Source organism: Rhizobium sp. BK289, from assembly GCF_014193575.1.
Taxonomy (GTDB): domain Bacteria; phylum Pseudomonadota; class Alphaproteobacteria; order Rhizobiales; family Rhizobiaceae; genus Rhizobium; species Rhizobium tropici_C.
The window spans coordinates 421,434-447,304 of record NZ_JACHZO010000001.1 but is presented as its reverse complement, the minus strand read 5'-3'; the positions used below and the strand labels follow the sequence as shown (position 1 = coordinate 447,304).

The window sequence follows — 25,871 nt, the reverse complement described above, 5'->3', positions numbered from 1 at the left end:
AGTCTTACTGTCCCGGCTTGTAGATCTGATCGAAGATGCCTCCGTCAGCGAAGAATTTCGGCTGAGCTTGAGACCATCCGCCGAAATCGTCAATGGTTGCCAGCTTCAAGGCCGGGAAACGGGCAACATCCTTGGGGTCTGCAGCTTCCGGCTTGATCGGCCGATAATAGTGCTTGGCGGCGATCTTCTGACCCTCATCCGAGTACAGATAGTTGAGGTAGGCTTCCGCGACCTTGCGTGTACCCTTCGTGTCGACATTGCCGTCGACAACGGCAACCGGAGGATCGGCTCGGATCGAGACGGACGGAGTCACGATCTCGAATTGATCGGGGCCGAGCTCGTCGAGCGAGAGATAGGCCTCGTTTTCCCAGGCGAGCAGAACATCGCCGAGGCCACGCTGCACGAAGGTCGTCGTCGCGCCGCGCGCGCCGGTATCGAGAACCGGGACATGCTTCAGGAGCTTTGCGACGTAGTCCTGCGCTTTGGCATCGTCGCCGCCATTGGCCTGCTTGGCCCAGGCCCATGCTGCCAGAATGTTCCAGCGGGCACCACCCGACGTCTTCGGGTTCGGCGTAATGACTTCAACGCCGTCCTTGACCAGATCCCCCCAGTCCTTGATGCCTTTAGGATTGCCCTTGCGCACCAGGAAGACGATGGTTGAAGTATAGGGAACGGAATTGTTCGGGAACTTGGTCTTCCAGTCGGCGGGAATCTTGTGCGTCGCCTTGGCGATCGCATCGATATCGCCTTCGAGCGCCAGCGTCACGACATCGGCGTCGAGACCATCGATGACCGAACGGGCCTGCGCGCCGGAACCGCCATGCGAAGCCTTGATATTGATGGTTTCGCCCCTGTCCTTCTTCCACTTGGCGGCAAAAGCCGCGTTGAAATCCTTATACAATTCACGCGTCGGATCGTAGGAAACATTGAGAAACGTCTTGTCCGCCGCCCAGGTCGGCGCGACGGCCGCGACCGAAAAACTACCGATCAGAACTGCGGTGGCGAGAAGCCGGGAAAGCTTTATCGTCTGCATGGATGCACCCCCTTCGTTGTCCTTAAACCCTATCAACTTGGTCGTATAAAGTAACGAAGACCGTTCCCGTTTTAAGGAACTCCGGAGAACAGCATCCCATAGAATCTTGAAAAGTGAAATCACATTCCCGAACAGCGACGAGGGTGCGATCCAAGCACCTCAGGCGATGGAGTCGGACATGAAGACCGAATAGAGTTCGTCGGCGCTCCTGGCCTGCCGCATCGCCGTCAGAACGCCCTCGGTCCGCAGCCGTCTGGCAATCGCGGCAAGCACATTCAGATAGTCGCTCCGTCCGCCTTCCCCGAAAAGCAGCACGAACGCCCATTCCGTCGGAATATCGTCTATAGCCTCGAAATCGACGGCATGGGCAAAGTGCACCATCAATCCGCGCGGCCTCGTCATGCCGGCAATGGCGGCATGCGGAACGGCAACGCCGTTGCCGATGCCTGTGGTGCCGAGCTTCTCGCGAGCCTCCAGTACGCGCAGAACCATTGCCTCATCCAAGCCGAAGCAACTCGCCGCCTTCGACGACAGCATCTGCAGCGCCCGCCACTTGGTCGGAGCCGCCAATCCGACAAAGACGTGTTCGGGAAGAATGATCGTGGAAAGGTCCATGGTCGCACTCAGAGTCGGGCAATCGGTCGTTCTGGAATGATTTTCATCGCCGGAAGATCGAGGCTAAGCCACCTCGATAACGGATCCGAAGTCTTGATGGCTTCAATCCGGCTCGCGCAGGCGATAGCCGACGCCCGTCTCGGTGGTGATATAGTGCGGCTGATCGGGAATCTCCTCGATCTTCTGTCGGAGCTGGCGGACATAGACGCGCAGATACTGCACATCGGCCGCCGGTCCCCAAATCTGCTTCAGCAGGAATTGGTGCGTCAGCACCTTGCCGGCGTGCTGGGCGAGCACGCGCAGGATGTCGTATTCCTTCGGCGACAGCTTGATCTCCTTGCCGTCGACCTTGACGATGCGCTTGACGAGATCGATGGAAAGACCGCCGGTCTGGAAAATCGCCTTCTCGCCCTGCTGTTGCAGCCGATGGCGCAGCGCCACACGGATGCGGGCGGCAAGCTCGTTGACGCCGAAAGGCTTGGTCACATAATCGTCGGCGCCACTCTCGAGCGCCTTGACGATGCCCGCCTCATCCGTGCGGCTTGACAGAATGACGACCGGGATCTGCACCCCATCCTCGCGCCAACCGAGCAACAGATCATGGCCTGATTTATCCGGCAGGCCGAGATCGAGCACGATCAGATCAGGCTGGTCTTCATCGATCGACGCCTGGGCTGACGCGGCGCTCTGCGCCTCATTGACGACATAGCCCTGGGCACCGAGGCCCACGCGCAGCAATTTGCGGATCGGCGGCTCATCATCGACAACGAGAATCTTGACGGCAGTGGTGTTCATTTCAGTTCATCCAGCTTCGGGACATCTGTTGGTTTCGGCAGGCGAATAGTGAAGACAGCCCCTTGCCGATCAGTTCTATTGCCGGCGGCGATCGTGCCGCCCATCGCCTCGATGAAGCCGCGGCAGATGGATAAGCCAAGGCCGGTGCCGGCGCGCACCTGATCGCCCTTGCGCACGCGGTAGAACGTATCGAAGACGCGTTCGAGGTCGGCGGGCGGAATGCCGGGTCCCTCGTCCATCACGCGGAAGACGATATTGTCGACATCCGCCCAGGCCTCCAGGCGGATGGCCGATCCCTCAGGCGCGTATTTGGCGGCGTTGTCGAGCAGGTTGAACAGCACCTGTTCGAACAGCACCGGATCGACCTTCACCATCGGCAGATCGACGGGCATCTGCACATCGACGCGATGATGAGCCAGGATTTTTTCCGCCCGCCGCAGCGCGCTGCCGACGATATCGCCGCCATAATGCAGGGCGTAATTCGGCTCCATCGCACCGGACTCGATCTTGGTCATGTCGAGAAGATTGGCGATGAAGCGGTTGAGGCGTTCCGATTCGTCGATGACCGTCGACAGGAGATCGACGCGATCCTCAGGCGGTAGCGAATGAAGGTAGTCGCGCAGCGTTCCCGCTGCGCCGAGGATGGCAGCGAGCGGCGTCTTCAGATCATGCGAAATCGAGGTCAGCAGTGCGGAGCGCAGCCGGTCGGCCTCAACGGCGAGTTTCGCGCGGTCGACATCGGCCACCAGCTGCACGCGCTCGATGGCAAGTGCGGCCTGATCGGCGAGCGCATCGAGCAGCCGCTGCTGTTCCGGCGTCAGAAGCGGACCGTCGCGGCGATCGCTGTCGAGGCCGATGACGCCGACAGCGGTTCGACCGGTGCGGAGCGGAACATAAAGGCGCTTCGCGCCAGGCAGGGTATCCGCGCCACGGCCTGCCGCATGATTGTGCTCCCAGGCCCAGCGGGCCGCGGCAATATCGGCATCATCGAGCGTATCGTCGGGCGGATAGCCGGCCTTGACGGCGATCGTGCCATGTTCGGGAAGAAGCAGCACCACCCGCAGCTTCAGCATCGAGGCCAGCTGAAAGGCGGTGGCCCAGAGAACATCATCGAGCGTACCTGTGCCGGCGAGCTTCTTGGAGAAGAGATAGAGGTCTTCCGTCGTTCGTGCCCGTTGTCGCGCTGCAGCCGCTTGCCGTTGCACCGTCGCCGTCAGATTACTCGCAATGACCGCGACACCAAGGAAGAAGAAAAAGGCAAGCACGCTTTCCGGATCGCTGATCGTCAGCGTATAGCGCGGCGGCAGGAAGAAGAAGTTGAAGGCAAGCGCGCCGAGAAAACAGGAGTAAAGTGCCGGACGCAGACCCTGGGTCACGGCGCTTACCAGCACCGCCATCAGGAAAACGAGCGCCAGATTGCGGACATCCAGCACCTGATCGAGGATGACGCAAAAGCCCAGCGCGATGGCGACATAGAGCGTCGCCAGAACATAGCCGCGAAGCTGGAAGGGAGGCGGTGAAGGCGCGACCTTGACGCCGCGGCTCGCTGCCTGACCATCCGCTTCGCTACCGGAAATGACATGGACGCTGATATCCCCGGCCTTGCGAATGAGATCATAAGAAACTGAGCGGCGAGACCAATCACGCCATGAGCCGATTTTCGGCGAACCGATAACGATGTGTGTGACGTTGTTGCTGGCAGAATGACGAAGCAGCTCCTCCGCCACCTCCCGACCTGGAAGTGTGATGGCTTCACCACCAAGCTGTTCGGCGAGCCTGAGCGTTGCGGCAATCGTGTCGCGCTGCGCCTCGCTCAAACTGATCGAGCGGTTGGTCTCCACATAGACGGCTGCCCAGGGGGCACGCAAGCGCGCGGCCATGCGTGCGGCGTAGCGGACCAGCGCGGCAGAGCGCGGGTGATGATCGATAGAGACGAGCACGCGCTCGCCGGCAGCCCAAGGGCCCTGGATCGCGTGCGCCTGCATATGGGTCAGCAGCTGGTCGTCGACGCGCTGGGCGGTGCGTCGCAGCGCCAGCTCGCGCAAGGCCGTCAGGTTGCCGGGCGTGAAATAATTGGTCAGCGCCCGCTCGGCCGTCTTCGAGACATAGACCTTGCCGTCATGTAGCCGCTTGATGAGATCATCCGGCGTCAGATCGATGATCTCGACATCATCGGCCATGTCGATGATCGAATCCGGTACCGTCTCGCGCACCCGGATGCGGGTAATCTGCGAGACGACGTCATTCAAGCTTTCGACATGCTGGATATTCAGCGTCGTGTAGACATCGATCCCACGGTCAAGAAGTTCCTTGACATCGAGGTAGCGTTTGGGATGCCGGCTGCCATGGGCATTGGTATGAGCAAGTTCGTCGACCAGCACCAGGTCGGGGCGGCGTTTCAGGATGGCATCGAGATCCATCTCCTCGAGCGCCCTGCCCTTATAGTCGACATTGACTCGCGGAACGATCTCAAACCCTTCCAGCAGCGCCTGCGTCTCGCGGCGGCCGTGGGTCTCGACAACGCCGATCACGACATCGACACCGTCGGCGATCTTCGCCCTGCCTGACATCAGCATCTCATAGGTTTTGCCGACGCCGGGTGCCGCTCCCAGGAATATCTTCAGCCGTCCGCGTGTCTCGGCCCGCGCCTTTTCGAGAAGCGCATCGGGGGAAGGCCTGCTCAACATGTCGCGGCTGTCGTCTGCCATTCGAGAGTCGTCTTTCCTGATAGGTTGAGACGGCGCTAACCGTCTCAATCCCTTCAACTTATTGAGTCATAGAAGCATCGAGCGCCTGGTTCAATGCCAGCACATTGACCACAGGCTCGCCGAGAACGCCGAGCTCGCGGGGCTCGATGGCAGCATCGACGAGCGACTTGACCTTAGCCTCATCCATGTTGCGGGCCTTGGCGACGCGCGGAACCTGGAAATAGGCATCTTCAGGCGAGATATCCGGGTCGAGACCGCTGCCCGAAGTGGTGAGCAGATCGACCGGAACCGGCGTATTCGGGTTCTGCGCCTGCAATGTCGCAGCATCCCCCTTGATACGGGTGATCAGGCTCGAATTGGTCGGACCGAGATTGGAGGCCCCGGAGTTGGCGGCGTTGTAAGGTACGGAAACCGATTTGGTCGGATCATTCGGATCGGCGCCGGTCGTGGCCGAAGGGCGGCCGTGGAAATACTTATCCGCCGTGAAATTCTGGCCGATGAGGCTGGAGCCGATCACCTTGCCGTCCTTCTCCACCAGGCTGCCATTGGCCTGGTGGGGAAAGAGCGTCTGGGCGACACCCGTCATGGCAAGCGGATAGGCAAGGCCGGTCAGGACGGTCGTGGCGACGATCATGACGATGGCGGGTCTGATTTGTTTCAACATGAGAGAAACTCCTTAGGCGAGGCCGATGGCGGTGATCGCCATATCGATGGCCTTGATGCCGATGAAGGGGACGATGATGCCGCCGAGGCCATAGATCAGCAGGTTGCGGCTGAGCAGCGCGCCGGCGCCGATCGGCCGGTAGCGGACCCCCTTCAGCGATAGCGGGATCAGTCCGACGATGATGAGCGCATTGAAGATGATGGCCGAAAGAATGGCGCTTTGCGGCGTTGCCAGCCCCATGACATTCAGCATTTTCAGCTGCGGATAGAAGGCGATGAACATGGCCGGAATGATGGCGAAATACTTGGCGATGTCGTTGGCGATGGAGAAGGTGGTCAACGCACCGCGCGTCATCAGCAGTTGCTTGCCGATCTCGACGATCTCGATCAGCTTCGTCGGGTCGCTGTCGAGATCGACCATGTTGCCGGCTTCGCGGGCGGCGACCGTACCGGTATTCATGGCGACGCCGACATCGGCCTGGGCGAGCGCTGGCGCATCGTTCGTGCCGTCGCCGCACATGGCGACCAGCTTGCCCTGTGCCTGCTCCTGACGCATCAGCGCCAGCTTCATTTCGGGCGTTGCCTGGGCGAGAAAGTCGTCGACGCCGGCTTCGGCGGCAATGGCGGCGGCCGTCAGCGGATTGTCGCCCGTGATCATCACGGTGCGGATACCCATGCGGCGCAGTTCCGCAAAACGCTCACGGATGCCGCCCTTGACGATATCCTTAAGATGGATGACGCCGAGAAGACGACCGTCTCGCGCCACGGCAAGCGGCGTGCCGCCGGCCTTGGCGATCTCGTCGGCGATCACCTGCAGCTCGCGCAACGTTTCACTCGTCGTGCGCGACATCACGGCCGTGCCTTCCGTCGTGTCATTGGCCGCACCTTCGACATAGGCGACCACGGCATCGACAGCGCCCTTGCGGATCGAGGAGCCATCGAGATCGACGCCACTCATGCGGGTCTGGGCCGTGAAGGGAACGAAGGTCGCCTTCAGGCTCGTCATGTCGCGGCCACGGATCGCATATTTCTCTTTGGCAAGCACGACGATCGAGCGGCCCTCGGGCGTCTCGTCGGCAAGGGAGGCAAGCTGCGCGGCATCGGCAAGGTCCTGCTCGCTGATCCCCCGGACCGGGCGGAAGGCGGTCGCCTGGCGGTTGCCGAGCGTGATCGTACCAGTCTTGTCGAGAAGCAGCGTGTCGACGTCCCCGGCGGCTTCGACGGCGCGGCCGGACATAGCGAGCACGTTGAAGCGCACCAGACGGTCCATGCCGGCAATGCCGATCGCCGAAAGCAAAGCGCCGATGGTGGTCGGGATCAGCGTGACGAAGAGCGCAACAAGCACGACAGTCTGGATCGAGCCGCCGGCATAAGCGGCGAAGCTCGGGATGGTGACGGTCGCGAGCACGAAGATCAGCGTCATACCGGCCAACAGGATGTTGAGCGCGATTTCGTTCGGCGTCTTCTGCCGTTCTGCACCTTCGACCAGCGCGATCATGCGATCGATGAAGGTCGAACCAGCGGCAGCGGTGATCCGCACACGTATCTCGTCCGACAGGACCTGCGTGCCGCCAGTCACAGCAGAGCGGTCGCCGCCCGATTCACGGATGACAGGCGCAGATTCGCCGGTGATCGCGGCTTCGTTGACGGAAGCGACGCCTTCGATGACCTCACCATCCGAGGGGATGATATCGCCGGCTTCGACCAGGACGACATCGCCGACCTTAAGGCTGGTGCCGGGCACCATCTTGTAATCGGTGCGGCTGTTGCCGACGAGCAGCTTCGCCTGCGTTTCGGTGCGCGACTTGCGCAGCGAATCCGCCTGCGCCTTGCCGCGACCTTCCGCTACCGCTTCGGCAAAATTGGCAAACAGCACCGTGAACCACAGCCAGATATTGATCTGCAGCGAGAAGGCGAGATTGCCGCCGCCGGTCACGAGATCGCGCAGGAAGAGGACGGTCGTCAGCATCGAAACGACGGCGACCACGAACATGACGGGGTTCTTGGCAAGCGTGCGCGGGTTCAGTTTCTTGAACGAAGCGCCGATCGCCGGAACGAGGATGCGAGAATCCAGAATACTCGCTGATTTTAACTGGCTCATAAGAGGCTCCAGCGTGAAGAGGAAAACGTCAGATCGGAACGCCGCCGATCAGCCGATCAAAAATCCGAAGACGACAATGCCGAGGAACAGTGCGGCCATTGCCAGCAAGATGGCATCGGACGCGCAGGTCGTTCCGGCCGGGCCACGCCCCCTGTCGAAGGGGCGTGGATCGATGACTTTTCTAAGCTTGCCCAGAAGCGGTTGGCTCATGGCCGTCATTCCTTAGAAGGTCTGGCCTACGATCATCGACAGATGTTCGACGATCGGTCCGAGTGCCAGCGCCGGGAAGAAGGTCAGACCGCCGACGATCAGGATCGTGCCGACCAGGAGGCCGACGAAGAGCGGGCCATCCGTCGGGAAGGTACCGGCCGAGGCAGGAACCGTCTTCTTGCTGATCAGAGAACCGGCAATCGCAAGGGCCGGAACGATGACCAGGAAGCGGCCGATCAGCATGACGATACCGAGCGTGATGTTGTACCAGGAGGTATTGCCGGTCAGACCGCCGAAGGCCGAGCCGTTGTTTGCCGCGGCCGAGCTGTAGGCATAGAGGATTTCCGAGAAGCCGTGCGGACCGGCATTCGCGATCGAGGCAACGGCGGAGGGCAATACAACGGAGATCGCCGTGAAGATCAGCATGCCGAAGGGCAGGCAAAGCACGGCAAGCATTGCCATCTTCACGTCCTTGGCCTCGATCTTCTTGCCGAGATATTCCGGCGTGCGCCCAACCATCAGACCCGCAACGAAGATGGCGATGACGACGAACATCAGGATGCCATAGAAACCGGCGCCGACGCCGCCGACGATGACTTCGCCAAGCTGCAGGTTGATGAGCGGGATCAGGCCGCCGATCGCGGTGAAGCTGTCGAGCATGCCGTTGACCGCGCCGCAGGATGCGGCCGTGGTGATGACGGCGAAGAGCGAAGAGGCGGCAATGCCGAAGCGGACTTCCTTGCCTTCCATATTGCCGCCCTGGATACCGAGCGCATGAACAAGCGGATTGCCTGCCGCTTCAGCCCAATAGGTGACGATCACGCCGGCGATGAACAGCGTGCCCATCGCAGCCAGGATCGCCCAGCCCTGGCGCTGACTGCCGACCATGCGGCCGAAGACGTTGGTCAGCGCTGCGCCGATGGCGAAGATCGCCAGCATCTGCAGGAGGTTGGAGATGGCATCGGGGTTTTCGAACGGATGCGCCGAGTTGGCATTGAAGAAGCCGCCGCCATTCGTGCCGAGCATCTTGATGGCAAGCTGCGAGGCGACGGGACCGACGGCGATCGTCTGCCGCGCGCCTTCGAGCGTCGTAGCATCGACATAGGGACCGAGCGTCTGCGGCACGCCGAGATAGACGAAAACAATCGTCAGCACGATGCAGATCGGCAAGAGGACGTAGAGCGTCGCGCGGACCATATCGACCCAGAAGTTGCCGATCGCCTTACCCGAAGCACGTGCGAAAGCACGGATCAGCGCAATGGCGATCGCAATGCCGGTTGCTGCAGACACGAAGTTCTGCACCGTCAGGCCGGCCATCTGCACGAGGTAGGACATCGTGCTTTCGCCGCCGTAGTTCTGCCAATTGGTATTGGTGACGAAGCTCGTTGCCGTGTTGAAGGACAGTTCCGGGCCGACTGCGGTCATGCCGGCCGGATTATACGGCAGACTGCCTTGCAGTCGCTGCAGCGCGTAAAGAACGAGGAAGCCCGCGAGGCTGAACAGCAGCATGGAAACCGAGTAGGTCGTCCAGTGCTGCTCTTCGCGCTCATCCGTGCCGGCCAAACGATAAAGCCCCCGTTCCACAGGACGGAGGACGAAGGAGAGGAAGGTGCGCTCGCCGGTAAAGACACGCGTCATGTAACCGCCGAGCGGTTTGACGAGCAGGAGAAGGATCCCAATATAAAGGAGGATCTGAAGCCATCCGTTGAAGGTCATGGAGGTAACTTTCCCTATCCAGCGCTGTCAGAAGCGCTCGGGGCGAATAAGAGCATAGACCAGGTAGACGGTGAGAAAGATCGTCACGCCGCCACCGAGAATGTAATCGAGAAGCATTGCCGTCTCTCCGACTATAGGCTGTCGCAAGCCTTGGTATAGGCGACGCAAAGGAGGAAGAATAAAACGCCGATCCCGACAAGAATAATGTCCATCATCGATCGCGAGTCCTTGATTGTTATTGTTGATGACAGAAAATAGTAGGGAGCGCCTTGCATGAAGGCGCCTCTTTTCATTCTGCCTGGGGGAAGAGCACTTCAGGTGTATCTTCGCCATACAATATGCGACCGAACCGCATTAAGGTTCGAGACGGGCCGACAGGGGAAGATATAAAAATCTTATAAATGCCCATGGGATTGCCGAGACGAGCGGAGATGTTTCCATTCCGCACCTGGACCGCAAACCTGAGACGGTCGAAAAGGAGTGTGGCGAGATATGAATGCTGAGCGCCGCATCACGCTTGATGCCGTTTCCCGCCAGTGATTTAGTCCACGGCATACGGATCGAGTTTTGATAACTTGTCCTACGACTATTCGACCGCCAGACAAAGAAATGCGAGCCCGTGACCACCAGCATCAGACATATCGCCAAGCTCGCAGGAACATCGGTCTCGTCAGTCTCGCGCGTGCTGAATAATAGCGGCTATGCCTCTCCGGAGCTGCGGGAGCGTGTGGAGGCCGCCATCCGCACGCTCAACTATACGCCGAGCAAGGGAGCACGCATGCTGCGCGGCGCACCGAGCCGGATGATCGGGCTGATGCTGCCATCGATCGACGTGCCTTTCTTCGGCATTCTGGCCCATGCCATCGAGCAGGAACTGTTCCGACGCGGTTATCAGACCCTGATCTGCAGCACGGCCGAAAATATGGATCACGAGGCGCGCTACATCTCCATGCTCCTATCCCAGCGCGTCGACGGCGTCATCGTCGCGAGCGCCTTCGGGAGCACCGAACATTTCGAAGCGCTGCGCGACGCGCAGATCCCGATCGTCGCCATAGACCGTGAACTGACTGGAATTGCCGGCGATGCCGTCATGGCCGATCATGAGGAGGGCGGGCGCCTGATGGCCCGCCATCTGATCAGCCTCGGCCATCGCGTAATCGGCATTGTTGGCGCCCCTGCCCATAGCCAGCCGGTCCAGCTTCGCCTTCGCGGCATCGGGGCGGAAATGGCCGAGATTGGCATAGCACCGGCGGTGGTGGCCATGGCCGAGGAACAAAGCTTCGCGGCGACCTATCCGCTCGCAAGGAAATTGGTGGCCTCCAGGCCCGAAGTAACAGCCGTCATCGGCACAACAGATATTTCGGCGATCGCCGCAATCCATGCCGTTCAGGATCACGGCTTTTCCGTACCACGCGACTATTCCGTCATCGGCTTCGACGATCTGCCGGAGGCCGCCTATGTCTTTCCACGCCTGACGACCGTCGCGCAGCCGATCCGCGGTGTTGGCGAGCAGGCAGTCCGGCGATTGGAGGCCCTGATCGAAGAGCAAGAGGCAGACGGCGAATCGCGAGAAGACGCGATCGTCAAAATACCTGTCAGATTGATCACGCGCGACTCCACCGGCCCTGTCCGCAAATGAATGCGCACCGCCGTCAATCGGCTTTTACGGTCGGACAATGACCTTGATCTCACCGGCCAATGGTGCGCTGCCGACCACGCTCGCCACCTCTTCAAGACCTATGGTCTTCGTGACAAGCGAATCCAGTTCCAGAATACCGCTCGCCACCATGGCGGCCGCGCGGGAATGGGTGAAGGGATTGAGATAGGCCGGCCTGATCTCGACCTCGTTGACGAGCAGATCGAACGGCAGAACGGGCACTTCGAGACCCGCCGGCGTTACCCCGAAGAGGACGAAGACTCCGCCGCGCCGCGCCATCCGTACGCCGGTCTGCAGCGTTTCGGGAACGCCGGCGCATTCTATGACGACATCCACGCCACCGCCGGTCGCATCCCGGACGGCGGCAACGGCATCGGTCGCCGTCGGATCGAGGGCCAGCGTCGCCCCCAGCCGCAGCGCCGCCTCGCGCCGCGACAGCTGTCTCGTGATCAGGATGATCCGGTCCGCGCCGGCCAGGCGGGCCAGCTGCACCATGAGCAGGCCGATCACGCCGCCGCCCAATATAGCGACGCTATCGCCCCGGCGGATCTTCGCCTTGTCGATGGCATGAATGCAGCAGGCAAGCGGCTCGCAAAAAGCGCCGTGGACGGGATTGAGATCGGGAGGCAGGGTGAACGCCTGGCCGCAGGGAACCGCGACATAGTCTGCAAAGCCGCCATCCCGCGTCACCCCGATGGCCTTCAGATTGGCACAGAGATTCGGCCGCCCGTGCCGGCAGGCGTGGCAAGTACCGCAGGCAATGTTCGGGTCCACCGTCACGAGCTCACCGCCCATGAAGGATGAAACACCCTCGCCCACTTCCTCGACGAGACCACAGAATTCATGGCCCAACGCGACAGGCATGGAAGTCGGATATTCGCCCTTGTACATATGCCGGTCGGATCCGCAGACGCCGGCGGCCAGCACCCGGACGATGATGTCTCCAGGTCCGGCGCTCGGCTTTTCCACATTGCGCATGGCCATGGATCCGATCGCTTCCAAACGGACTGCCCTCATTCTCCTCCTCCGAGCATAAGGTTCAATTTCCTGATCCTATCGCGCCGCTCCCGTCGGCACCATAGCATCCAATGATACGCGTTACCGCTTCGCAACCGACACGTCATACGCAGGCATGCTGCATCGCCGTCACATCCTCCAGAAGCGTTGCCATGTCGGGGATGCCGTCGGTCGCGGTCGCGCCTCCCAGGCAACGGGCAGCGGCGGCATGGGCGGCGGCGCAGATGCGCTCGACGGGCCAATCTTCATGCAGGCCGTAAAGTACGGCGGCGCAGAAGGCATCGCCGGCGCCGACCGTACTGACGATTTCAGCCGGATCGACCGGCCGCGATCTGCAAACAATAGGCGAGTGCCCAGGCGCAAACCAGAAGCAGATTTCCGGAGCATGAATGATCGCACCCCTGGCGACGCCTGCCGCCAGCAGCCGCTCGCCGGCCGTCAGAAGTGCGGCTTCGATCAACTCTCCCTTCCCGTCGCGTACGGTTACGCCGGTTGCCCGCCCCGCCTCGATTTCATTGATGACAAGGAAATCGCAATATGGCAGCGCCGCGCCAACCTTGACCGCAAACTCCGGATCTTCGCTGGAGACGAAATCGACGCAGGTGGTCAGGCCCGCATTGCGCGCGGCCTCCAAAAGGCGCGATGCCCCGGATCGGCCGTCCGCATCGAGCGTGTCGAGACCGGGCAGCAGCATGAGATAGCCGAGATAGAACAAGCGATAGCCGGCATCCGCAAAGACGCCGGCTGAGACGAGCGCATCCGTCACCGCGTCGTTGGCGCCGCCATGATAGAAGAAGGTGCGGTTCTGCCCCGGCACGTTCATGACATGCGTGTGCGCCGTCGCGTGGTCCGGAAGCTGCCGCAGACCGCTCGCATCGATGCCGGCGCTCTGAAGCCGTGTCTTGACGATCTCTCCGTCGATATCCGCGCCGATACAGCCGGCGGCGGCGAGCTTTCCGGGAAAGCCGAGCGAGGCCAGGTCGGTGACGACATTGGCAGCCCCTCCCCCGACCCCCACATCCTGATGCAGGATATGGGCGAGATCACCCTGCTCGGGCCAATAGGACAGCGTGTGCACGCGGTCGACGATGAAGTTTCCCGCGCAAACGATACCTCCCTTGTCTTTCTTTTCGCCGCCTTGAACCTCCTCCCCGGTCCGCATCAGCCACCTGCCTCATTCCATAGGGGTCTGAGCGGCGGCTCGTCCTCCTCGATCGCGGCGAAGCGCCCGATCGGTTCCAGAAAGTAATTATCGGTATTGTCGTCGTTGACTTGACTGACCTCGCCGACGAACACAGGCCCGCCGCCCTTGCGGCCGTAGAACCGATGATAGAGCCCAGTTCGAATCGTGACACTTTGGCCGGGCGAGAGAACCAGCGGCTCCCATACGGCAAGCTTCCTCGGCAAGCCGTCAACCGGAACGGTGACATCATCCTGCAGCACATTGCCTTCCGCGTCGGTCGCGGCGAATTCGATGACGAGATCACCGCCGGCCCTGTTGATGATGTCTTCCATCTTGGCTTGATGACGATGCGTCGGTGTCATCTGCCCTTCCTCGACGAAAAGCAGCTTCTCGGCATAGGTCCGCTCGCCTTCGACACCGACGATACCGTTGCGCAGGCAGAAGAGCACGAGGCCGCATTCGGCAAAACGGCCGGAGCCGAAATCGGTGACGTCCCACCCCAATTGATGGGCACGCAAATAGCGCGCCGCCTCCTGATTGGTGGCGAAATCCGCCGCAGTCCAATAACCCCATTCCGGCAGCGACCAGCGCCAATGGTCTAGGGTTTTGCTTGCGCGCCGCAGCGCTTCGTTGATTTCGGAGCGCTTCATCGGGCGGCCGCTCCTTCGTAATCGACGGGTACGACGATATTCTCACGGCCGGATTTCAGCGCCGCCGTCAGCACTGCGTGATGCGCCTGCGCTTCTTCGGGCGTCGCACAGGCAAAGCCATTGGCGTTTCCGCCTGCCAATTCGTCGACGAAGGCGGCCCACATTTGCTGGATGGCATCGGCGAAGCCGAACTCGAAGATCTTGCCTGTTATCGCCGGGAAAAGCGAACCGTATCCCAAATCTTCGGTGCTCCATGCCTGCGCGCCACCGGTATAGTCCATCCACTGCCATTGCCGCGGCGACTTGGTGGTGAAGAACGCGCTCTTCTTCATACCGAGGATCCGAATATACCAGTTATTGGCTTCGCCCGGCGCGATGCGCCACGTCTTCAGCACCATCGGAAAATCCTGGCCACCTGCACTGACGCGTGTGCTGATCGTTGCATTGTCCCAGGTCGTGCACGGCACCATGCCGCCCTTGCCGTCCGGGCGCTCGGTGATCTTCTTGACCAGCTGCGCATGGAGGGTTTGCGGGCGCCAGCCGAGCCGCAGGGGCACATGCAGCACATGCATGCCAAGATCACCCATGCAGCCATAGTCGCCATTAATATCGGCCATGCGCTTCCAATTGATCGGCTTTTGCCTGTCGATGTCGGAAGAATGCAGGAAACCGGCCTCGACTTCGAGGATATCGCCCATCTCGCCGCTTTCAGCGAGCGCAATGACCTTCTGCGCTCCAGGGAAGAAGGGCATTTCCGACGAGCAACGAACCAGAAGCTTCGGATTCTCGGCAAGCACCGCCATGATCTCGCGGTTCTGTGCCGCATCCATGCCGAACGGTTTTTCGCCGAGCAGATGCTTGCCGGCCTTCAGGATATCGACGTAAAACTGTTGATGAAGCACATGCGGCACGGCGCAATAGACCGCGTCGACATCCGGATTGGCGAGCAGTTCCTTATAGTCGTTGGTGAATTGCCGGACCGACGGCACATTGTCCTTGAACCAGTCCAGCAGTGCCGCATTGGTATCGCAGACGGCAACGATTTCCGGCCGTGCCCTGGTGTCGGCAAGATGCAGCCAGCGTGCCGCAGCGCTTGCGAATTCACGCCCCATCAGGCCGCAGCCGATGACGCCGAAGCGAAATACCTTCTTCATGTTTCCTCCTCCCAGGATGCGTCAGACGAGATGCCGCGAGGCGTCTTCGACGGAAGCCTCCTCGTGGACGATCGCCATCAGGGCGCGCGTCATGCCAGCGGGGTTACTGTGCTGGATGACGTTGCGGCCATAGACGATGCCGCGGGCGCCCTGCTCCATCAACTGTTTCGTGCGGGAAAGAATTTCCTGATCCGAGACGCGGCCGCCGCCTCGCACCAGTACGGGCAAGCCCTGAGCGATCTCGATAACGCGGTGATATTCCTGCACGTCGTCACAGGGGTCCGCCTTGATGATGTCGGCGCCGAGTTCGGCAGCCTGGCGTACCAGCGGCAGGATCTTGTCGATCGCGCCATCGACCATATAGGCGCCCTTGGAATTGTCCTGCATGACCAGCGGCTCGACCATCAGCGGCATGCCGTAAATCTCACATTCGCGCTTCAGGCTGTTCACGTTGCGCACGCAGGCGCGATAAACCTCCGGCTGGTCAGGCAGCATCAGAAGATTGACGACGACGCAGGCTGCATCCAATACCAATGCCTGCTCGACACCCCGGTCGATCATCTCGGAAAACAGCGCCGAGGGCAGCGGATTGCCGTAGATGTTGGCGATATCGGTCCGCAGCACCAGAGCCGGCCGATGTTTGCCGGGAATTGCCTGGAGGATCGGCGCAGTGCCCGGCGGAAGCTGGATGGCATCGGGCGCGGCATCGGCAATGACCTTGATCGCTGTCCGCATATCCTCGATGCCGGAAAGAAAGGTCCGTTCATTGAACATGCCATGATCGATGGCAACATCGAAGCAATTTCCGGACACGCCGAAGAGGCGGTTGAGCCGCGCCGATTTCATCTGTTTCCTCCCGATGTGGTAACGTTTCCACACATGCACATTAGAGGACGGATTTGGCGAGTCAAGGCGGATGCCGATCGTCCTCGACATCTGCTCGACCTCTCCAGGGTCAAACGGGGAGCACAGTCAGTTTTCGGATAAGGCTGGCCGCCCCCGATCCTCGTGGGGCGGCCCTTTGCGGAAGCTGCGTAGGATTAGTGCTGTTCCGTTCCCTGGATTGCTGAAAGCGTCCAGTCCGAACCCGGCTTGCGCACGAAGGTCCACAGTTCGGTCGTTTCCGAAGGATTGCGATCGTCGCCATCAACGAGCTTTCCCGTCGTGCGATCGACCAGAGCATCGATGCTCGAATAGCGCATCGCAAGCGTTGCATATTCGGCGTTATCCTCGCGCCAGGCCTCGGCAATATCGCCCTGCAGCAGGCGGACATCGGAAACGCTGTTGCGCACGCCATTCGTCGCGTTTTCCCCAAGCTCTTCGGCCAGGTAGGACATCGCCTCCGGCGTGGTCAGCCGGCGCAGCGTGGCGTAGTCTTCCTTGCCATAGGCCGACTGGATTTCGGTCAGGAGATGCTCGAAGCGATCGAGATCGGCCTGGTGCAACCCGATCTCGTCATTGGCTTGACGTGCTTTCTGCGCAGCCGCCGCTCCGCCACCGAGAGACGGGATGGAGAAGGAGGGACGCTGCGAGGCGCTCGCATTGTTCATCGGATTCACATTGTAGGGCGTGCCTGATCCCGGTGCTGCATATTGCGTGCGCTGGCGGTTTGCGAAGAACCGCATGGCAAAGCTGATGAGCAGCACGATCAAGCCGATCTGCAGCAGCATACCGAGGAAGCCGATTCCGCCACCGAAACCATGGCCGAGCAGCATGCCGAGAAGGCCACCGGCGATCAGTCCGCCGATCATCGACCCACCGAAGCCGCCGAAAAGGCCTGGACGCTGTGGCGCGCCAAGCGGCGGCTGGCTCGTCGTCTGCTGCGGCGGCCGCTGCGTCATCGTCCGGTCAATGGGTGCTGCCTGCGTGGGCGCTGTCCTCGTAATGGCCGGCGTATCGAAGGTACGCATCCCGCGGCTTCCGAATCCGCTGGATCCAGCCCGACGCGCATCGGCGGCGTCAAAGGTCGCTACGGACGAAGCGGCGGCAAGGACGACGATAGCTGCGATCTTGGCAAAACGCGGTACTGCACTGAACATTGGCTCTCCTGTCATAGGGCAGAAAGACGAATTTGCCCTCTATATGGGGATGCCGGCTCATGATTGTAAGGTGCGATTTTAAGTTGGTGCAGCTTGAAAAGCTCAATCCTGAGCATGCCGATCGCGCGAGCATGCGGATGACAGGCCGCAGCCTCCGGAGACGATGCTAGTCTTCATCCGCACCTTCGGTCAGACCGTCATAAACTTCCATCAGCGCATTGGTGATCGCCTGCCCGAGCGCATTGCCGGCGGCGCGGACATCATCGTCCGTGCCGTCACGCGCGGCTCTTGCCAGCTCAAAGCCCTCATCGCTGATGATCTGCTTTGCGACCTCGATCGCCCAAAGCCCGAAATCGCCACGATTGTCTATCTTGATCTCGTGTTCCATTGCCTGTCCCATTCCTTCATCGTGAGCAAGCCTCTATAGGCCCTCCCTGCGAAAGACCAGCCTCGATTACGCCGCCACAGGCCGGATCCGCATGGCGAAAAGGCGCGCTGGAGCCGCCGATTCCGGACTTTTCAGCAGATTCGCAGGCGCCCCCGGATGCCGCCGACCGCTCACCTGCTGGCTGCTGGCCTGTTCTTCAACTGGAAAATCACCCGCGGAAAGCGTCCGAAATGGCTTCAATACGTCGGAAATTGTGGAAATGCAGGCATTCTCGGCCTTTCCGGGCAGGACCCCACGTGACAATAGGCACCGGCAATGGAAATGATTCCGGCGTCATCAATGCGGGGGAAGCCTCATGACCACTACCAATGAAATCGCAGATAAGATTGCCGCAGAGCATAAGCTCACCAAAGTCCAGAGCAAGGCAATCGTAGAAGCCGTCTTTGCAGCCATCACCGGAGCCGCCACCTCCGGCGCCGAAACCTCGATTCCGGGCTTCGGCAAATTCAAGGTCAAGGACACTCCGGAGCGCGAAGCGCGCAACCCGGGAACGGGCGCAACCATCAAGGTTGCCGCATCGAAGAAGCTTGCCTTCACGCCCGCCAAGGCGCTGAAGGATGCGCTCAACAAGTAATCCCGATCCCGGATCGTTAAGATCCGATGATTCAATGGCCGGCTCTATCGTTGGGGCCGGCTGTTTGCTTTTTCAAGCGAAGGCGAACGCCGCTGCGTGATCGGTTCCGGATGATTACATCGCAAGACCAGCTAACGCGTCCCGAAATAGGTCGGTACACGGTTCGCCGCTTCAACTGATCTTGCTCTCGCGAATGCGATCGGCAAGATCCAGAAAATTCTGACGTATGCGGCGCAAGGTGAAATCGAGACCGAATAGGCGGCCCGTTTCGCTAAAATCCATCGATTGAGCCGCCTCGGAACGCTGAAGTGCGCTGAATGCGGCCTCGAAAGCCGCGTCACCGGCCGAAAGCATCTCTGGATCGATCTCGCCACCGTCACGCAGTGCCCGGCCGCACGCTTCCGCGAAGCGGGCCTGTGCCTCGAGCACTTGCCCTGCCTGCGGCCCGATTGCTTCGACGATCGCCGGCGGGAAAGGCGTTTCCACGATGTGGCTGACATAGGTCATGTCGTTGCGAATTCGCCAGAGCGAGCGCGGGATGGCTTCTGAAATTCCCTGCCTCGTCAGCCAGAAGGCGCGTTCGCGCTGCGCGTCGGTCAAAAGCGCCTCCGTCGCCATCAGGGATTGGCGCAGCGCGATATTGGCTTGCGAGGCGGAGACCGGCTCGCCCTTTTCGACCGCCGATGCAAGCGTGCGCAATATCTGCGCCATGAGGTCGAGGGCGGATCCGAAGCGATCGAGCACCACGGTCCGCGAACGCGTCGGCAGGATGAAGAGGCTGGCGAGCACGCCGACGACACCGCCGAGCGTAATCTCGGCAATGCGGTCGATCACGAAAATCTCGACGGGAACGGCGGCGGAATGAGTGAGCATGACGATCGCCGCCGTCAGCCCGGCATTGCGCAGGCGAGGCAGGCGCGCTGCCACGAAGCTCGAAAAGCCGACGACACAGATCAGCGCGATCCCGATGGCGAGCGGATCCTGCGGTGTCACGAATACCGCCATGCCTCCAAGTATCGCCCCGGCGACCGTCGCCACCAAGCGATCGACAGCCATGCCGGCCGTCGCGCCCACCGAAGCCTGCATGACGATCAGCACGGTGAAGACAGCCCAATAACCTTGCTGAAGGTGGAGAAGCTGGGAGATGGCATAGGTGATCGTGCAGGCGATCATGACCCGCAGCGCCTGCACCGCTGCGCGCTGGGTTTGAACGAGGGATGTTTTTGGTTTTGACGGAGGCTGGCTTTGGCGAGATGCGGGCTCGGTCATCGCGCAACTTTTCGTCTGGAAACGTATGCTGACAATGGCCGTTTGGGTCTTGCCCCTCCCCTTTGATGCAATGCCGCCGATCGCCCGGCGAACCGGCGCTCACGATGGCGGCATTCGACATAATATGGAAGGTGCCTGCCCAACGGCAACCACCGGCCCATTCCGCGTCTTCTGCCGTGCTTCCTACCCGGAAGCACGGTCCTTGGACGATAGTCACAGACCAGATTTTGAGCTCAAACCGTGGCGGAGGCCGCAGATGTCGGAGTCGTCTCGCTGACGAGAACCTGCCGCAGGCGTTCTTCCTGCTCGGGCGAAAGCGAGGTGCGCAGCAGCCTTGCATGCTCGCCCTTGAACTCGGCAAGCACCTTCTCAGGCTGAACCTTGCGGATCAGCAGGAACAGCGCGGAGCTTTGCGCCGGAATGGTCTCGGCAAGCTTCTCGATGAGCCCGTCGTCGATGCCGTAATCGGCCATCGATCCGGCGAGAGCACCGGAACCGGCACCGATTGCACCGCCGACCACAAGGCCGGCAAGGGGATTGAGAAACAGCAGGCCAACGAGCGATCCCCACAGGGCGCCCGAAAGGCCGCCGCTTGCAGCGCCTGCCGCGGTCAGATTGACGCTCTGCTTCAGACGAACCTTGCCGGACTCGTCGCGGACGGCAATGACCGCATCTTCGAGGTCGATCAGATATTCCTTCTCGAGCTGGACGAGGCGGTTGAGAACCGCGTCCGCTTTGTCGGCATTATCGAAACCGAGCACTATGAGTTCTGACATCGAAATTCTCCGGGTCGGGGTGTCGAGACGGGAACTGGAGTCTTCAAGCCGATCAGTGAACAGCCGTGCTGATCAACCGGTAAGGATGAGTAGCATTGAACTGCGAGATCATTGCGACAGCCTGCTGCAGCAATTCCTCGGCTTGTTCGGGATCGTCGCGGGCCAGTTCGTCAGCATTGACGCGGATTGCTTCCGCCATGTTGGTGGAAAGCGCCGCAAACTGCTTGTTGCCCTCGACAAGGGCCTCAAGCGCCGTGCCTTCCAGCGTTCGGGCGACATTGATGAGAATTTCCTCGCGCTCTTCGATGCTGAGGTCTTCGATGGTTTTGGTTTTATCTTCCATTTTGATTACTCACTCTTCATAGACGTGATGGCAACCGAGCTCATGAAGCCTCGATTACTCCTCACGTAGGAAGACGCAAATTCGGGTTCAAGGTTCCCTCGTTCGACCCGATATCGGCCAAATCGTGATCTCGCCGATAGGAGATGGGACCTTCATCAGCCGCGAAGAAAGGCATCGCCCTCGCCAATGCGGAACATTGTGGCCGTCGCACGGTTCGATTGGTGTGGCCGGACACCTTTCATCCGGGAAGATTTCGGCCGCGCTGCATTTGAAATGACGCGAGCTCTTGCAAATCAGACGAATAAGGTAATCGACATGACGGATTCGCGACGAGAAAACAGCCAAACAACGGCTGAGCGCAATACAGGCTCTCGCAGCCACCGGCCTGCGGCAGCCAATCAGACCAAAGGTGAACTCGACGCCGCGTCGGAGCACGCCAAAGAGCGCGGTCCCGACGACCTGCCCAATATCGAGGCCACGAAGGAGGCGGTGCGTCAGCACGACGATGCCTTCATCGTGAAAAGCGATCTTGAAGACGCAGACGAGCGCGAGGCGTCACCGGGCACCCGCGAGCAGCCCTGAGATTGCGCCGGGGCGCCTATCCTCCACCCACGCTAAAAGTAAACTCAAGGAGATCGCCATTATGGATATCGATGAGAACGCCCGCGTTTGGGAACTGGTCGAGAAGATCGGCGTCTGCATGCTGACCACTCAAACCTCCGGCAGCCTGCGCGCCCGACCGATGGCCGCACATCCCGAACCGATCGAGAATGCGATTTATTTTCTGACGGATGTCGCCGGCCACAAGGATGAGGAGATCGCCCGCTGGCCGAACGTCTGCCTGGCCTTCGCCGACACGAAAGGCCAGAAATATGTCTCGATATCCGGTACGGCGGAAGTCAGCAACGACCGCGAACGAGTGGAGGATCTCTGGACGACGGGTGCGAAGGCCCGCTGGCACAGCGTCGACGATCCCTCCATCCGCGTCTTGAAGGTGACCCCTTCTTTCGCCGAATACTGGGACAGTCCCGGGACGATCATCAGCTACATCAAGATGGCCGCTGCCGCCGTTTCAAATTCAAAGCCCGACATGGGCGAGAACGTGAAAGTCGAGCTTTAGAGGCGATGGATCACTGCGAGCCATGCCGCGCCAACCGGGGCGGCATGGCTCGCACCAGAGCCCGGGCCGGATGGCATGAACTCCTATTCTTCCCATTCCTCTTCATCGGCCGAAAGCAGATCCACCAAGACTGCCACATTACCGGCAGGCAGATGGCGGCCTTCGCCGATCAAAGCCTCATCGCTGTTTACCCAGGCCCAAGCCTCGGATAGTTCCGTCGGCGTTGCGCCTGTTGCAACAATTTCGGCGATAAGGGTCTCGTCCACAGGGCCGAGTACGGAGGTGACGTCTTGCGAGGTCAATGTCATGTCCTGCTCCTCTTCCTGTTTGCCAGACCATGAACATCCCTGAAATATAGCAACTCGAGGATAAACTTCCACCCGCGGCCGGGCTATGCAGGCACGAGATACTCTCGCCAACGCCCTGAAATAGCGGAATAAACTTCCCTTCGTCGGCAACGAAAAATCTTGCAGGCCGCTACGCAGCGCTTGCTCTGCAATCAAGCGACGGCTCCCACGACGATCAAGAAATCGGCTCGAGATCGCATAGATCGTAAGATGATCAAAAAGTCGGCCCGGACGCGCCGCTCTTCAGCGTGAAATAAGCAAAGGCTGCTACGAAAAATGCGATGACGGCCAGGATCGCCAGCAAACGCTTGAGCCAAGGGGGCGTTTGCCTCGGCGGCTTTGGCTTAGGACGACGTTCAAACTTGATGACATTATCGGACATGACAATCGATTAGCGAAGATCAAACAGTTTGCCAATCCGGTATGGATGCCGGAGGCGATGTTTCCAAAAATGGTCGGGCAAAGCGCTCAATTCATCTCAACTTCAATCTTGTCTGCAACGCCCCGGGGGCTGTGGTGGCGGATATCCGATTGAAATCCACCAACTCTGAAGGTGCCTCTTGAATATCCTCAGTAAAATCCGCCCCTGGACGGCGCAGCAGCGTGCATTGATTGTGCCATTTCCAGCAGAACAAGATCTGGCCGAACGCAGATCCACGTCAACCATCGCCGATGGCCCGATCGTCGCTTTCTTCACGGAAGGCAGTTTTTACGAACATGAGAAGGATCGCATGGTCCACTCCGCCAAGCGTATCGGACTGAGCGTTCAGGCGACGCCAGTGCCCAGCGCTGGTAGCTGGGTATTGAATGCCGGCCTGAAACCCGGTTTCCTGCTGCAGGAGAGGGCAAGGCTGCGCGGACCCATACTGTACGTCGACGTCGACGCGGTCTTCCATCGCAATCCCTGGCCGGAACTTCGTAAGCTCGAATGCGACCTTGCGGTCTATTACGAAGGCAATGCGCGCCTCATCAGCGCGACGATCCTCATCAACGATACGCCCGGGGCGGCGCGGCTCATCGAGCTCTGGCAGGAAGGATGTCTTGCCAAGCCCGACATGTGGGACCAGCTCGTTCTCCAGCAGATCATTGCCGAAGATGCCGCAACTCCGAACCCGCAATTCAAAATCGTGAAATTGCCCGTGTCCTTCTGCTGGATATTCGATCGGCTCGAAAATGAGCCTGCGAGCGAAATCTTCATCGAGCAGCTGCAGGCAAGCCGCGAGGCGACGAAGCGTAAACGCTGGTTCGGCCGTATCGGCAAACGCCTGAAGCGTCGCCGCGACCGGATCGAGGAAATCGAGCGCATCCTCGGCCGTCACGAGTGAGGCACGCTACCCGGTCTGCACTTTGACTTTGGCAGTGAACGGCAAGCCGCCGGTGACATGATCACAGCATGTCGCCGAGCGTCCAATGGTTGTTCCATCTGATATCAATCTCGTCCTCGACATTCTGATACCGGATGTCGGTGGAGAGACGCAGCCGTTGCCGTCTGTCCTGGTTGGTGGTCGAGGCGTGAATCATGAAGGGCGAATGGAGCATGACGTCGCCGGCCTCATAGTCGGCGACCAGCCAGCGCGTATCGAAACGTTTCGCCATCTCGGGCAGATCCTTCGAAACCCAGCCGCCCTCCGTCATGTTGCGGTTATAGGCGCTCACGCGCTCCTCGGGACCGAGATCCTTGTTCCGCTCGCTGAACTCACGCTCCATCTTGACGCCGATGGCATGCGATCCCTCCAGATAGGCAAGGCCGCCCATTTCCATCGGGATATCGCCGATCGGTATCCATGCCGTCACGATCCGGCTCGTTCCGCCACGCAGATAGACGAGATCATAATGGGCAGGCGTTGCCGTCGTCGTTCCCGGCCGGACATGGCGCATGATCTTGCGCTTGTGCAGATAGGAAATGCCCGACAGGAATTCGTCCATGAAACGCGACATGCGAGGCTGCGCGCAGAAGCCCTCATAAGCGACCGAACGGACCAGCGACATCAGGCAGCGATCGACATCACCGCCTTCGGGCGCCACAGCGGACGCGATGCCATCCCTCGGATCCGTTCCCTTCTCGATCAGCCCCGTCGCCGCCAGATGACCGAAAACCCAGCCGCGAAAGTCGATGACGTCTTTGCGCGGCAGGAAACCCTTGAGCCACACATAGCCATTCTCTTCATAAAGGCTGCGGATTGCCTGAACGCCGATGCCCGGATCAGTCGGCGTCAGATAGCCGAGCCGATCGGGTGCGGTGGAAAGAACCTTTCCGTTGGCGACAAGATTGAGCTCGCGCTCGCCGGATTGCACGGCCTGCATGGAAATAGACATTTCATTCGCCTATCGCTCGATGTGATTGCCCATTGAATCTAGCAGTCAGTGATGTTCCATTACATGGACGGAAATCATACTGGACTTTTCGCTCATCATGAGACCGACGGAAGCCGTCTACCGATCATCACTCGCGGCCGCCAGCGGGCTAGCTATCACCGGCAGTGGAAGACAGCATGCAATGCACGCCGTCAAAGGACGGAAGCTGCCGTGCTATGCGGTCGTCCTCGTAGAGAATGGCCAGGGCTTTCTCGAGACCGAGGCTTGCGGTCGCCGGAGCGTGAAAGGCCCGGCCCTCTTCTGGCTCTTTCCAAACCGCCAGCACTCATACGGCCCGGATGCTGATGGCTGGAACGAGCGATGGGCGCTTTTCGAGGGCTCTCTGGTGCGGGACTTTCTGAGGCTGCGCCTCATCAGCGAGCAGGATCCGCTCATCAATCTGCGCAATCTCGATCGCATCCAGCGCCTTTTCGGCGGCATTCACGGCGATCTGCTCGCGGATTCGAACCTTGCGAGAGCCTCGGCGGCCGCTTCGCTCCACCAGATCGTTGTCCTGGCGGCGCGAAAGGCCTGCCAGACCACGCCTTCCCTTCAGGAAGGAGCGGATATGGCCGAAATCGTCGAGGCGCTTCGGCGCAGGGCGATGCAACCGCTCGATATCGCCGCCTTCGCCGCCGAATATGGAATGTTGCCCGCGACACTCCGCAGAAAGATCGCAAGGGAGGTCGGGCTGCCGCCGAAAGGCTTTCAGCTTAGGGTGCGCATGGATCATGCCAAGGAACTCCTGGCAACGACGGACGACAAGATCGAGGTCATCGCCGCCAAGGTCGGCATTGACGATGCGTTCTACTTCTCCCGGCTGTTTCACGAGCGGGAAAACTGCACGCCGCGCGAATTTCGCTCGCGGTTCAGGAGGAGCTGAACGCTCAAGACCGGCCGCCTCGTCGCAACCATCCGTTCATCGGACGGCCGCCGCTGGATGGAATTCCGTTTCAGGCTTGGCCGTCGGCAGGCGGCCGGAGTATCCGCTCCCAAATCCTGGTTCGAACATGATAGCCTGTTGCCGGTGCGGAAGTGGCAGAGCCTGACCTGAAGGCACAGCCGATTATCGCGCCTTAAGCGTTACCCCTGGGAGCG

Annotated in this window: 27 protein-coding genes; 6 read left to right on the top strand and 21 right to left on the bottom strand. The window is 60.5% G+C overall.

Features of this window, described 5'->3' with window-relative positions; genetic code table 11:
* Window positions 1–4: 4 nt before the first annotated feature.
* The 9 genes from FHT84_RS02055 to kdpF form a co-directional block, all read right to left on the bottom strand.
* Window positions 5–1,033: a sulfate ABC transporter substrate-binding protein gene (locus FHT84_RS02055; protein WP_183760896.1), complete on the bottom strand. Its 1,029-nt coding sequence runs from the start codon at window positions 1,031–1,033 to the stop codon at window positions 5–7.
* A 159-nt stretch (window positions 1,034–1,192) separates the two neighbouring features.
* Entirely contained in the window at window positions 1,193–1,648 is a 456-nt protein-coding gene (locus FHT84_RS02050) for a PTS sugar transporter subunit IIA (RefSeq protein ID WP_112344825.1), read from the bottom strand.
* Between the two features lie 102 nt (window positions 1,649–1,750).
* Window positions 1,751–2,443: a response regulator transcription factor gene (locus FHT84_RS02045; protein WP_112344824.1), complete on the bottom strand. Its 693-nt coding sequence runs from the start codon at window positions 2,441–2,443 to the stop codon at window positions 1,751–1,753.
* Window positions 2,440–5,151: a sensor histidine kinase KdpD gene (locus tag FHT84_RS02040; protein WP_112344823.1), complete on the bottom strand. Its 2,712-nt coding sequence runs from the start codon at window positions 5,149–5,151 to the stop codon at window positions 2,440–2,442. The genes FHT84_RS02045 and FHT84_RS02040 overlap by 4 nt, the downstream gene beginning before the upstream one ends.
* 58 nt (window positions 5,152–5,209) lie before the next feature.
* The gene (locus tag FHT84_RS02035; protein ID WP_112344822.1) at window positions 5,210–5,815 is read right to left on the bottom strand and encodes a K(+)-transporting ATPase subunit C; all 606 of its coding nucleotides are present in this window, start codon (window positions 5,813–5,815) and stop codon (window positions 5,210–5,212) included.
* Window positions 5,816–5,827: 12 nt separating this feature from the next.
* Window positions 5,828–7,915 (bottom strand): potassium-transporting ATPase subunit KdpB, encoded by a 2,088-nt coding sequence (kdpB, locus tag FHT84_RS02030; RefSeq protein ID WP_112344821.1) that lies wholly within the window; start codon window positions 7,913–7,915, stop codon window positions 5,828–5,830.
* Window positions 7,916–7,963: 48 nt separating this feature from the next.
* On the bottom strand, window positions 7,964–8,125 hold the full coding sequence (locus tag FHT84_RS02025; RefSeq protein WP_162737013.1) for a hypothetical protein: 162 nt from the start codon (window positions 8,123–8,125) through the stop codon (window positions 7,964–7,966).
* Between the two features lie 12 nt (window positions 8,126–8,137).
* Window positions 8,138–9,841: a potassium-transporting ATPase subunit KdpA gene (gene kdpA / locus FHT84_RS02020; RefSeq protein ID WP_112344820.1), complete on the bottom strand. Its 1,704-nt coding sequence runs from the start codon at window positions 9,839–9,841 to the stop codon at window positions 8,138–8,140.
* A 27-nt stretch (window positions 9,842–9,868) separates the two neighbouring features.
* A complete protein-coding gene (gene kdpF / locus FHT84_RS02015) occupies window positions 9,869–9,958 on the bottom strand; it encodes a K(+)-transporting ATPase subunit F (protein WP_041678183.1) in 90 nt (29 codons plus the stop codon).
* A gap of 502 nt (window positions 9,959–10,460) precedes the next feature.
* Here kdpF and FHT84_RS02010 point away from each other — a divergent pair.
* The gene (locus FHT84_RS02010; protein WP_112344819.1) at window positions 10,461–11,480 is read left to right on the top strand and encodes a LacI family DNA-binding transcriptional regulator; all 1,020 of its coding nucleotides are present in this window, start codon (window positions 10,461–10,463) and stop codon (window positions 11,478–11,480) included.
* Between the two features lie 24 nt (window positions 11,481–11,504).
* Here FHT84_RS02010 and FHT84_RS02005 read toward each other — a convergent pair whose 3' ends face one another.
* From FHT84_RS02005 to FHT84_RS01975, 7 genes are all read right to left on the bottom strand, one after another.
* Window positions 11,505–12,515 carry a zinc-dependent alcohol dehydrogenase family protein gene (locus FHT84_RS02005; RefSeq protein WP_112344818.1) on the bottom strand — a complete coding sequence of 337 codons (1,011 nt, stop codon included), beginning with the start codon at window positions 12,513–12,515 and terminating at the stop codon, window positions 11,505–11,507.
* A gap of 103 nt (window positions 12,516–12,618) precedes the next feature.
* Entirely contained in the window at window positions 12,619–13,677 is a 1,059-nt protein-coding gene (locus FHT84_RS02000) for a carbohydrate kinase family protein (RefSeq protein ID WP_112344817.1), read from the bottom strand.
* Entirely contained in the window at window positions 13,677–14,348 is a 672-nt protein-coding gene (locus FHT84_RS01995) for a D-lyxose/D-mannose family sugar isomerase (RefSeq protein WP_112344816.1), read from the bottom strand. The genes FHT84_RS02000 and FHT84_RS01995 overlap by 1 nt, the downstream gene beginning before the upstream one ends.
* A complete protein-coding gene (locus FHT84_RS01990) occupies window positions 14,345–15,502 on the bottom strand; it encodes a Gfo/Idh/MocA family oxidoreductase (protein ID WP_112344815.1) in 1,158 nt (385 codons plus the stop codon). The genes FHT84_RS01995 and FHT84_RS01990 overlap by 4 nt, the downstream gene beginning before the upstream one ends.
* Before the next feature lie 21 nt (window positions 15,503–15,523).
* The gene (locus FHT84_RS01985; RefSeq protein WP_112344814.1) at window positions 15,524–16,348 is read right to left on the bottom strand and encodes an aldolase; all 825 of its coding nucleotides are present in this window, start codon (window positions 16,346–16,348) and stop codon (window positions 15,524–15,526) included.
* Between the two features lie 194 nt (window positions 16,349–16,542).
* A complete protein-coding gene (locus FHT84_RS01980) occupies window positions 16,543–17,541 on the bottom strand; it encodes a Tim44 domain-containing protein (protein ID WP_112344813.1) in 999 nt (332 codons plus the stop codon).
* Between the two features lie 166 nt (window positions 17,542–17,707).
* Window positions 17,708–17,929, bottom strand: a complete 222-nt coding sequence (locus FHT84_RS01975) for a hypothetical protein (RefSeq protein ID WP_112344812.1) — start codon at window positions 17,927–17,929, stop codon at window positions 17,708–17,710.
* Window positions 17,930–18,284: 355 nt separating this feature from the next.
* On the opposite strand from FHT84_RS01975, the gene FHT84_RS01970 reads away from it, so the two are divergent.
* Window positions 18,285–18,563 carry an HU family DNA-binding protein gene (locus FHT84_RS01970; RefSeq protein WP_112344811.1) on the top strand — a complete coding sequence of 93 codons (279 nt, stop codon included), beginning with the start codon at window positions 18,285–18,287 and terminating at the stop codon, window positions 18,561–18,563.
* A 171-nt stretch (window positions 18,564–18,734) separates the two neighbouring features.
* Here FHT84_RS01970 and FHT84_RS01965 read toward each other — a convergent pair whose 3' ends face one another.
* The 3 genes from FHT84_RS01965 to FHT84_RS01955 all read right to left on the bottom strand — a co-directional run bounded on the left by FHT84_RS01965 (window position 18,735) and on the right by FHT84_RS01955 (window position 20,951).
* Window positions 18,735–19,832, bottom strand: a complete 1,098-nt coding sequence (locus FHT84_RS01965) for an FUSC family protein (RefSeq protein ID WP_113250456.1) — start codon at window positions 19,830–19,832, stop codon at window positions 18,735–18,737.
* A 233-nt stretch (window positions 19,833–20,065) separates the two neighbouring features.
* Window positions 20,066–20,608 (bottom strand): DUF1269 domain-containing protein, encoded by a 543-nt coding sequence (locus FHT84_RS01960; RefSeq protein WP_112344809.1) that lies wholly within the window; start codon window positions 20,606–20,608, stop codon window positions 20,066–20,068.
* Window positions 20,609–20,660: 52 nt separating this feature from the next.
* Window positions 20,661–20,951 carry a hypothetical protein gene (locus FHT84_RS01955; protein ID WP_112344808.1) on the bottom strand — a complete coding sequence of 97 codons (291 nt, stop codon included), beginning with the start codon at window positions 20,949–20,951 and terminating at the stop codon, window positions 20,661–20,663.
* 315 nt (window positions 20,952–21,266) lie between these two features.
* On the opposite strand from FHT84_RS01955, the gene FHT84_RS01950 reads away from it, so the two are divergent.
* Together FHT84_RS01950 and FHT84_RS01945 are read left to right on the top strand one after the other, a co-directional pair.
* The gene (locus FHT84_RS01950) at window positions 21,267–21,533 is read left to right on the top strand and encodes a hypothetical protein (RefSeq protein ID WP_145644288.1); all 267 of its coding nucleotides are present in this window, start codon (window positions 21,267–21,269) and stop codon (window positions 21,531–21,533) included.
* A gap of 58 nt (window positions 21,534–21,591) precedes the next feature.
* Window positions 21,592–22,071 (top strand): pyridoxamine 5'-phosphate oxidase family protein, encoded by a 480-nt coding sequence (locus FHT84_RS01945; RefSeq protein ID WP_112345200.1) that lies wholly within the window; start codon window positions 21,592–21,594, stop codon window positions 22,069–22,071.
* Between the two features lie 83 nt (window positions 22,072–22,154).
* On the opposite strand, the gene FHT84_RS01940 is transcribed toward FHT84_RS01945, so the two are convergent.
* Window positions 22,155–22,379 carry a hypothetical protein gene (locus tag FHT84_RS01940; RefSeq protein WP_112344806.1) on the bottom strand — a complete coding sequence of 75 codons (225 nt, stop codon included), beginning with the start codon at window positions 22,377–22,379 and terminating at the stop codon, window positions 22,155–22,157.
* A 599-nt stretch (window positions 22,380–22,978) separates the two neighbouring features.
* Here FHT84_RS01940 and FHT84_RS01930 point away from each other — a divergent pair.
* Window positions 22,979–23,743 (top strand): putative nucleotide-diphospho-sugar transferase, encoded by a 765-nt coding sequence (locus FHT84_RS01930; protein ID WP_246698444.1) that lies wholly within the window; start codon window positions 22,979–22,981, stop codon window positions 23,741–23,743.
* A gap of 61 nt (window positions 23,744–23,804) precedes the next feature.
* Here the strand turns inward: FHT84_RS01930 and FHT84_RS01925 are convergent, their stop codons facing one another.
* Complete coding sequence (locus tag FHT84_RS01925; protein ID WP_112344805.1) at window positions 23,805–24,734, bottom strand: phytanoyl-CoA dioxygenase family protein; 930 nt, start codon at window positions 24,732–24,734, stop codon at window positions 23,805–23,807.
* 97 nt (window positions 24,735–24,831) lie between these two features.
* Here FHT84_RS01925 and FHT84_RS01920 point away from each other — a divergent pair, with 97 nt between their 5' ends.
* Complete coding sequence (locus FHT84_RS01920) at window positions 24,832–25,656, top strand: AraC family transcriptional regulator (RefSeq protein ID WP_112344804.1); 825 nt, start codon at window positions 24,832–24,834, stop codon at window positions 25,654–25,656.
* Window positions 25,657–25,871 lie beyond the last annotated feature (215 nt).

Excerpts from the sequence above, each read along its gene's own strand:
- FHT84_RS02055 (WP_183760896.1), bottom strand. The coding sequence starts at position 1,033 with ATGCAGACGATAAAGCTTTCCCGGCTTCTCGCCACCGCAGTTCTGATC.
- FHT84_RS02050 (WP_112344825.1), bottom strand. The coding sequence starts at position 1,648 with ATGGACCTTTCCACGATCATTCTTCCCGAACACGTCTTTGTCGGATTG.
- FHT84_RS02045 (WP_112344824.1), bottom strand. The coding sequence starts at position 2,443 with ATGAACACCACTGCCGTCAAGATTCTCGTTGTCGATGATGAGCCGCCG.
- FHT84_RS02040 (WP_112344823.1), bottom strand. The coding sequence starts at position 5,151 with ATGGCAGACGACAGCCGCGACATGTTGAGCAGGCCTTCCCCCGATGCG.
- FHT84_RS02035 (WP_112344822.1), bottom strand. The coding sequence starts at position 5,815 with ATGTTGAAACAAATCAGACCCGCCATCGTCATGATCGTCGCCACGACC.
- kdpB (WP_112344821.1), bottom strand. The coding sequence starts at position 7,915 with ATGAGCCAGTTAAAATCAGCGAGTATTCTGGATTCTCGCATCCTCGTT.
- FHT84_RS02025 (WP_162737013.1), bottom strand. The coding sequence starts at position 8,125 with ATGAGCCAACCGCTTCTGGGCAAGCTTAGAAAAGTCATCGATCCACGC.
- kdpA (WP_112344820.1), bottom strand. The coding sequence starts at position 9,841 with ATGACCTTCAACGGATGGCTTCAGATCCTCCTTTATATTGGGATCCTT.
- kdpF (WP_041678183.1), bottom strand. The coding sequence starts at position 9,958 with ATGCTTCTCGATTACATTCTCGGTGGCGGCGTGACGATCTTTCTCACC.
- FHT84_RS02005 (WP_112344818.1), bottom strand. The coding sequence starts at position 12,515 with ATGAGGGCAGTCCGTTTGGAAGCGATCGGATCCATGGCCATGCGCAAT.
- FHT84_RS02000 (WP_112344817.1), bottom strand. The coding sequence starts at position 13,677 with ATGCGGACCGGGGAGGAGGTTCAAGGCGGCGAAAAGAAAGACAAGGGA.
- FHT84_RS01995 (WP_112344816.1), bottom strand. The coding sequence starts at position 14,348 with ATGAAGCGCTCCGAAATCAACGAAGCGCTGCGGCGCGCAAGCAAAACC.
- FHT84_RS01990 (WP_112344815.1), bottom strand. The coding sequence starts at position 15,502 with ATGAAGAAGGTATTTCGCTTCGGCGTCATCGGCTGCGGCCTGATGGGG.
- FHT84_RS01985 (WP_112344814.1), bottom strand. The coding sequence starts at position 16,348 with ATGAAATCGGCGCGGCTCAACCGCCTCTTCGGCGTGTCCGGAAATTGC.
- FHT84_RS01980 (WP_112344813.1), bottom strand. The coding sequence starts at position 17,541 with ATGTTCAGTGCAGTACCGCGTTTTGCCAAGATCGCAGCTATCGTCGTC.
- FHT84_RS01975 (WP_112344812.1), bottom strand. The coding sequence starts at position 17,929 with ATGGAACACGAGATCAAGATAGACAATCGTGGCGATTTCGGGCTTTGG.
- FHT84_RS01970 (WP_112344811.1), top strand. The coding sequence starts at position 18,285 with ATGACCACTACCAATGAAATCGCAGATAAGATTGCCGCAGAGCATAAG.
- FHT84_RS01965 (WP_113250456.1), bottom strand. The coding sequence starts at position 19,832 with ATGACCGAGCCCGCATCTCGCCAAAGCCAGCCTCCGTCAAAACCAAAA.
- FHT84_RS01960 (WP_112344809.1), bottom strand. The coding sequence starts at position 20,608 with ATGTCAGAACTCATAGTGCTCGGTTTCGATAATGCCGACAAAGCGGAC.
- FHT84_RS01955 (WP_112344808.1), bottom strand. The coding sequence starts at position 20,951 with ATGGAAGATAAAACCAAAACCATCGAAGACCTCAGCATCGAAGAGCGC.
- FHT84_RS01950 (WP_145644288.1), top strand. The coding sequence starts at position 21,267 with ATGACGGATTCGCGACGAGAAAACAGCCAAACAACGGCTGAGCGCAAT.
- FHT84_RS01940 (WP_112344806.1), bottom strand. The coding sequence starts at position 22,379 with ATGACATTGACCTCGCAAGACGTCACCTCCGTACTCGGCCCTGTGGAC.
- FHT84_RS01925 (WP_112344805.1), bottom strand. The coding sequence starts at position 24,734 with ATGTCTATTTCCATGCAGGCCGTGCAATCCGGCGAGCGCGAGCTCAAT.
- FHT84_RS01920 (WP_112344804.1), top strand. The coding sequence starts at position 24,832 with ATGAGACCGACGGAAGCCGTCTACCGATCATCACTCGCGGCCGCCAGC.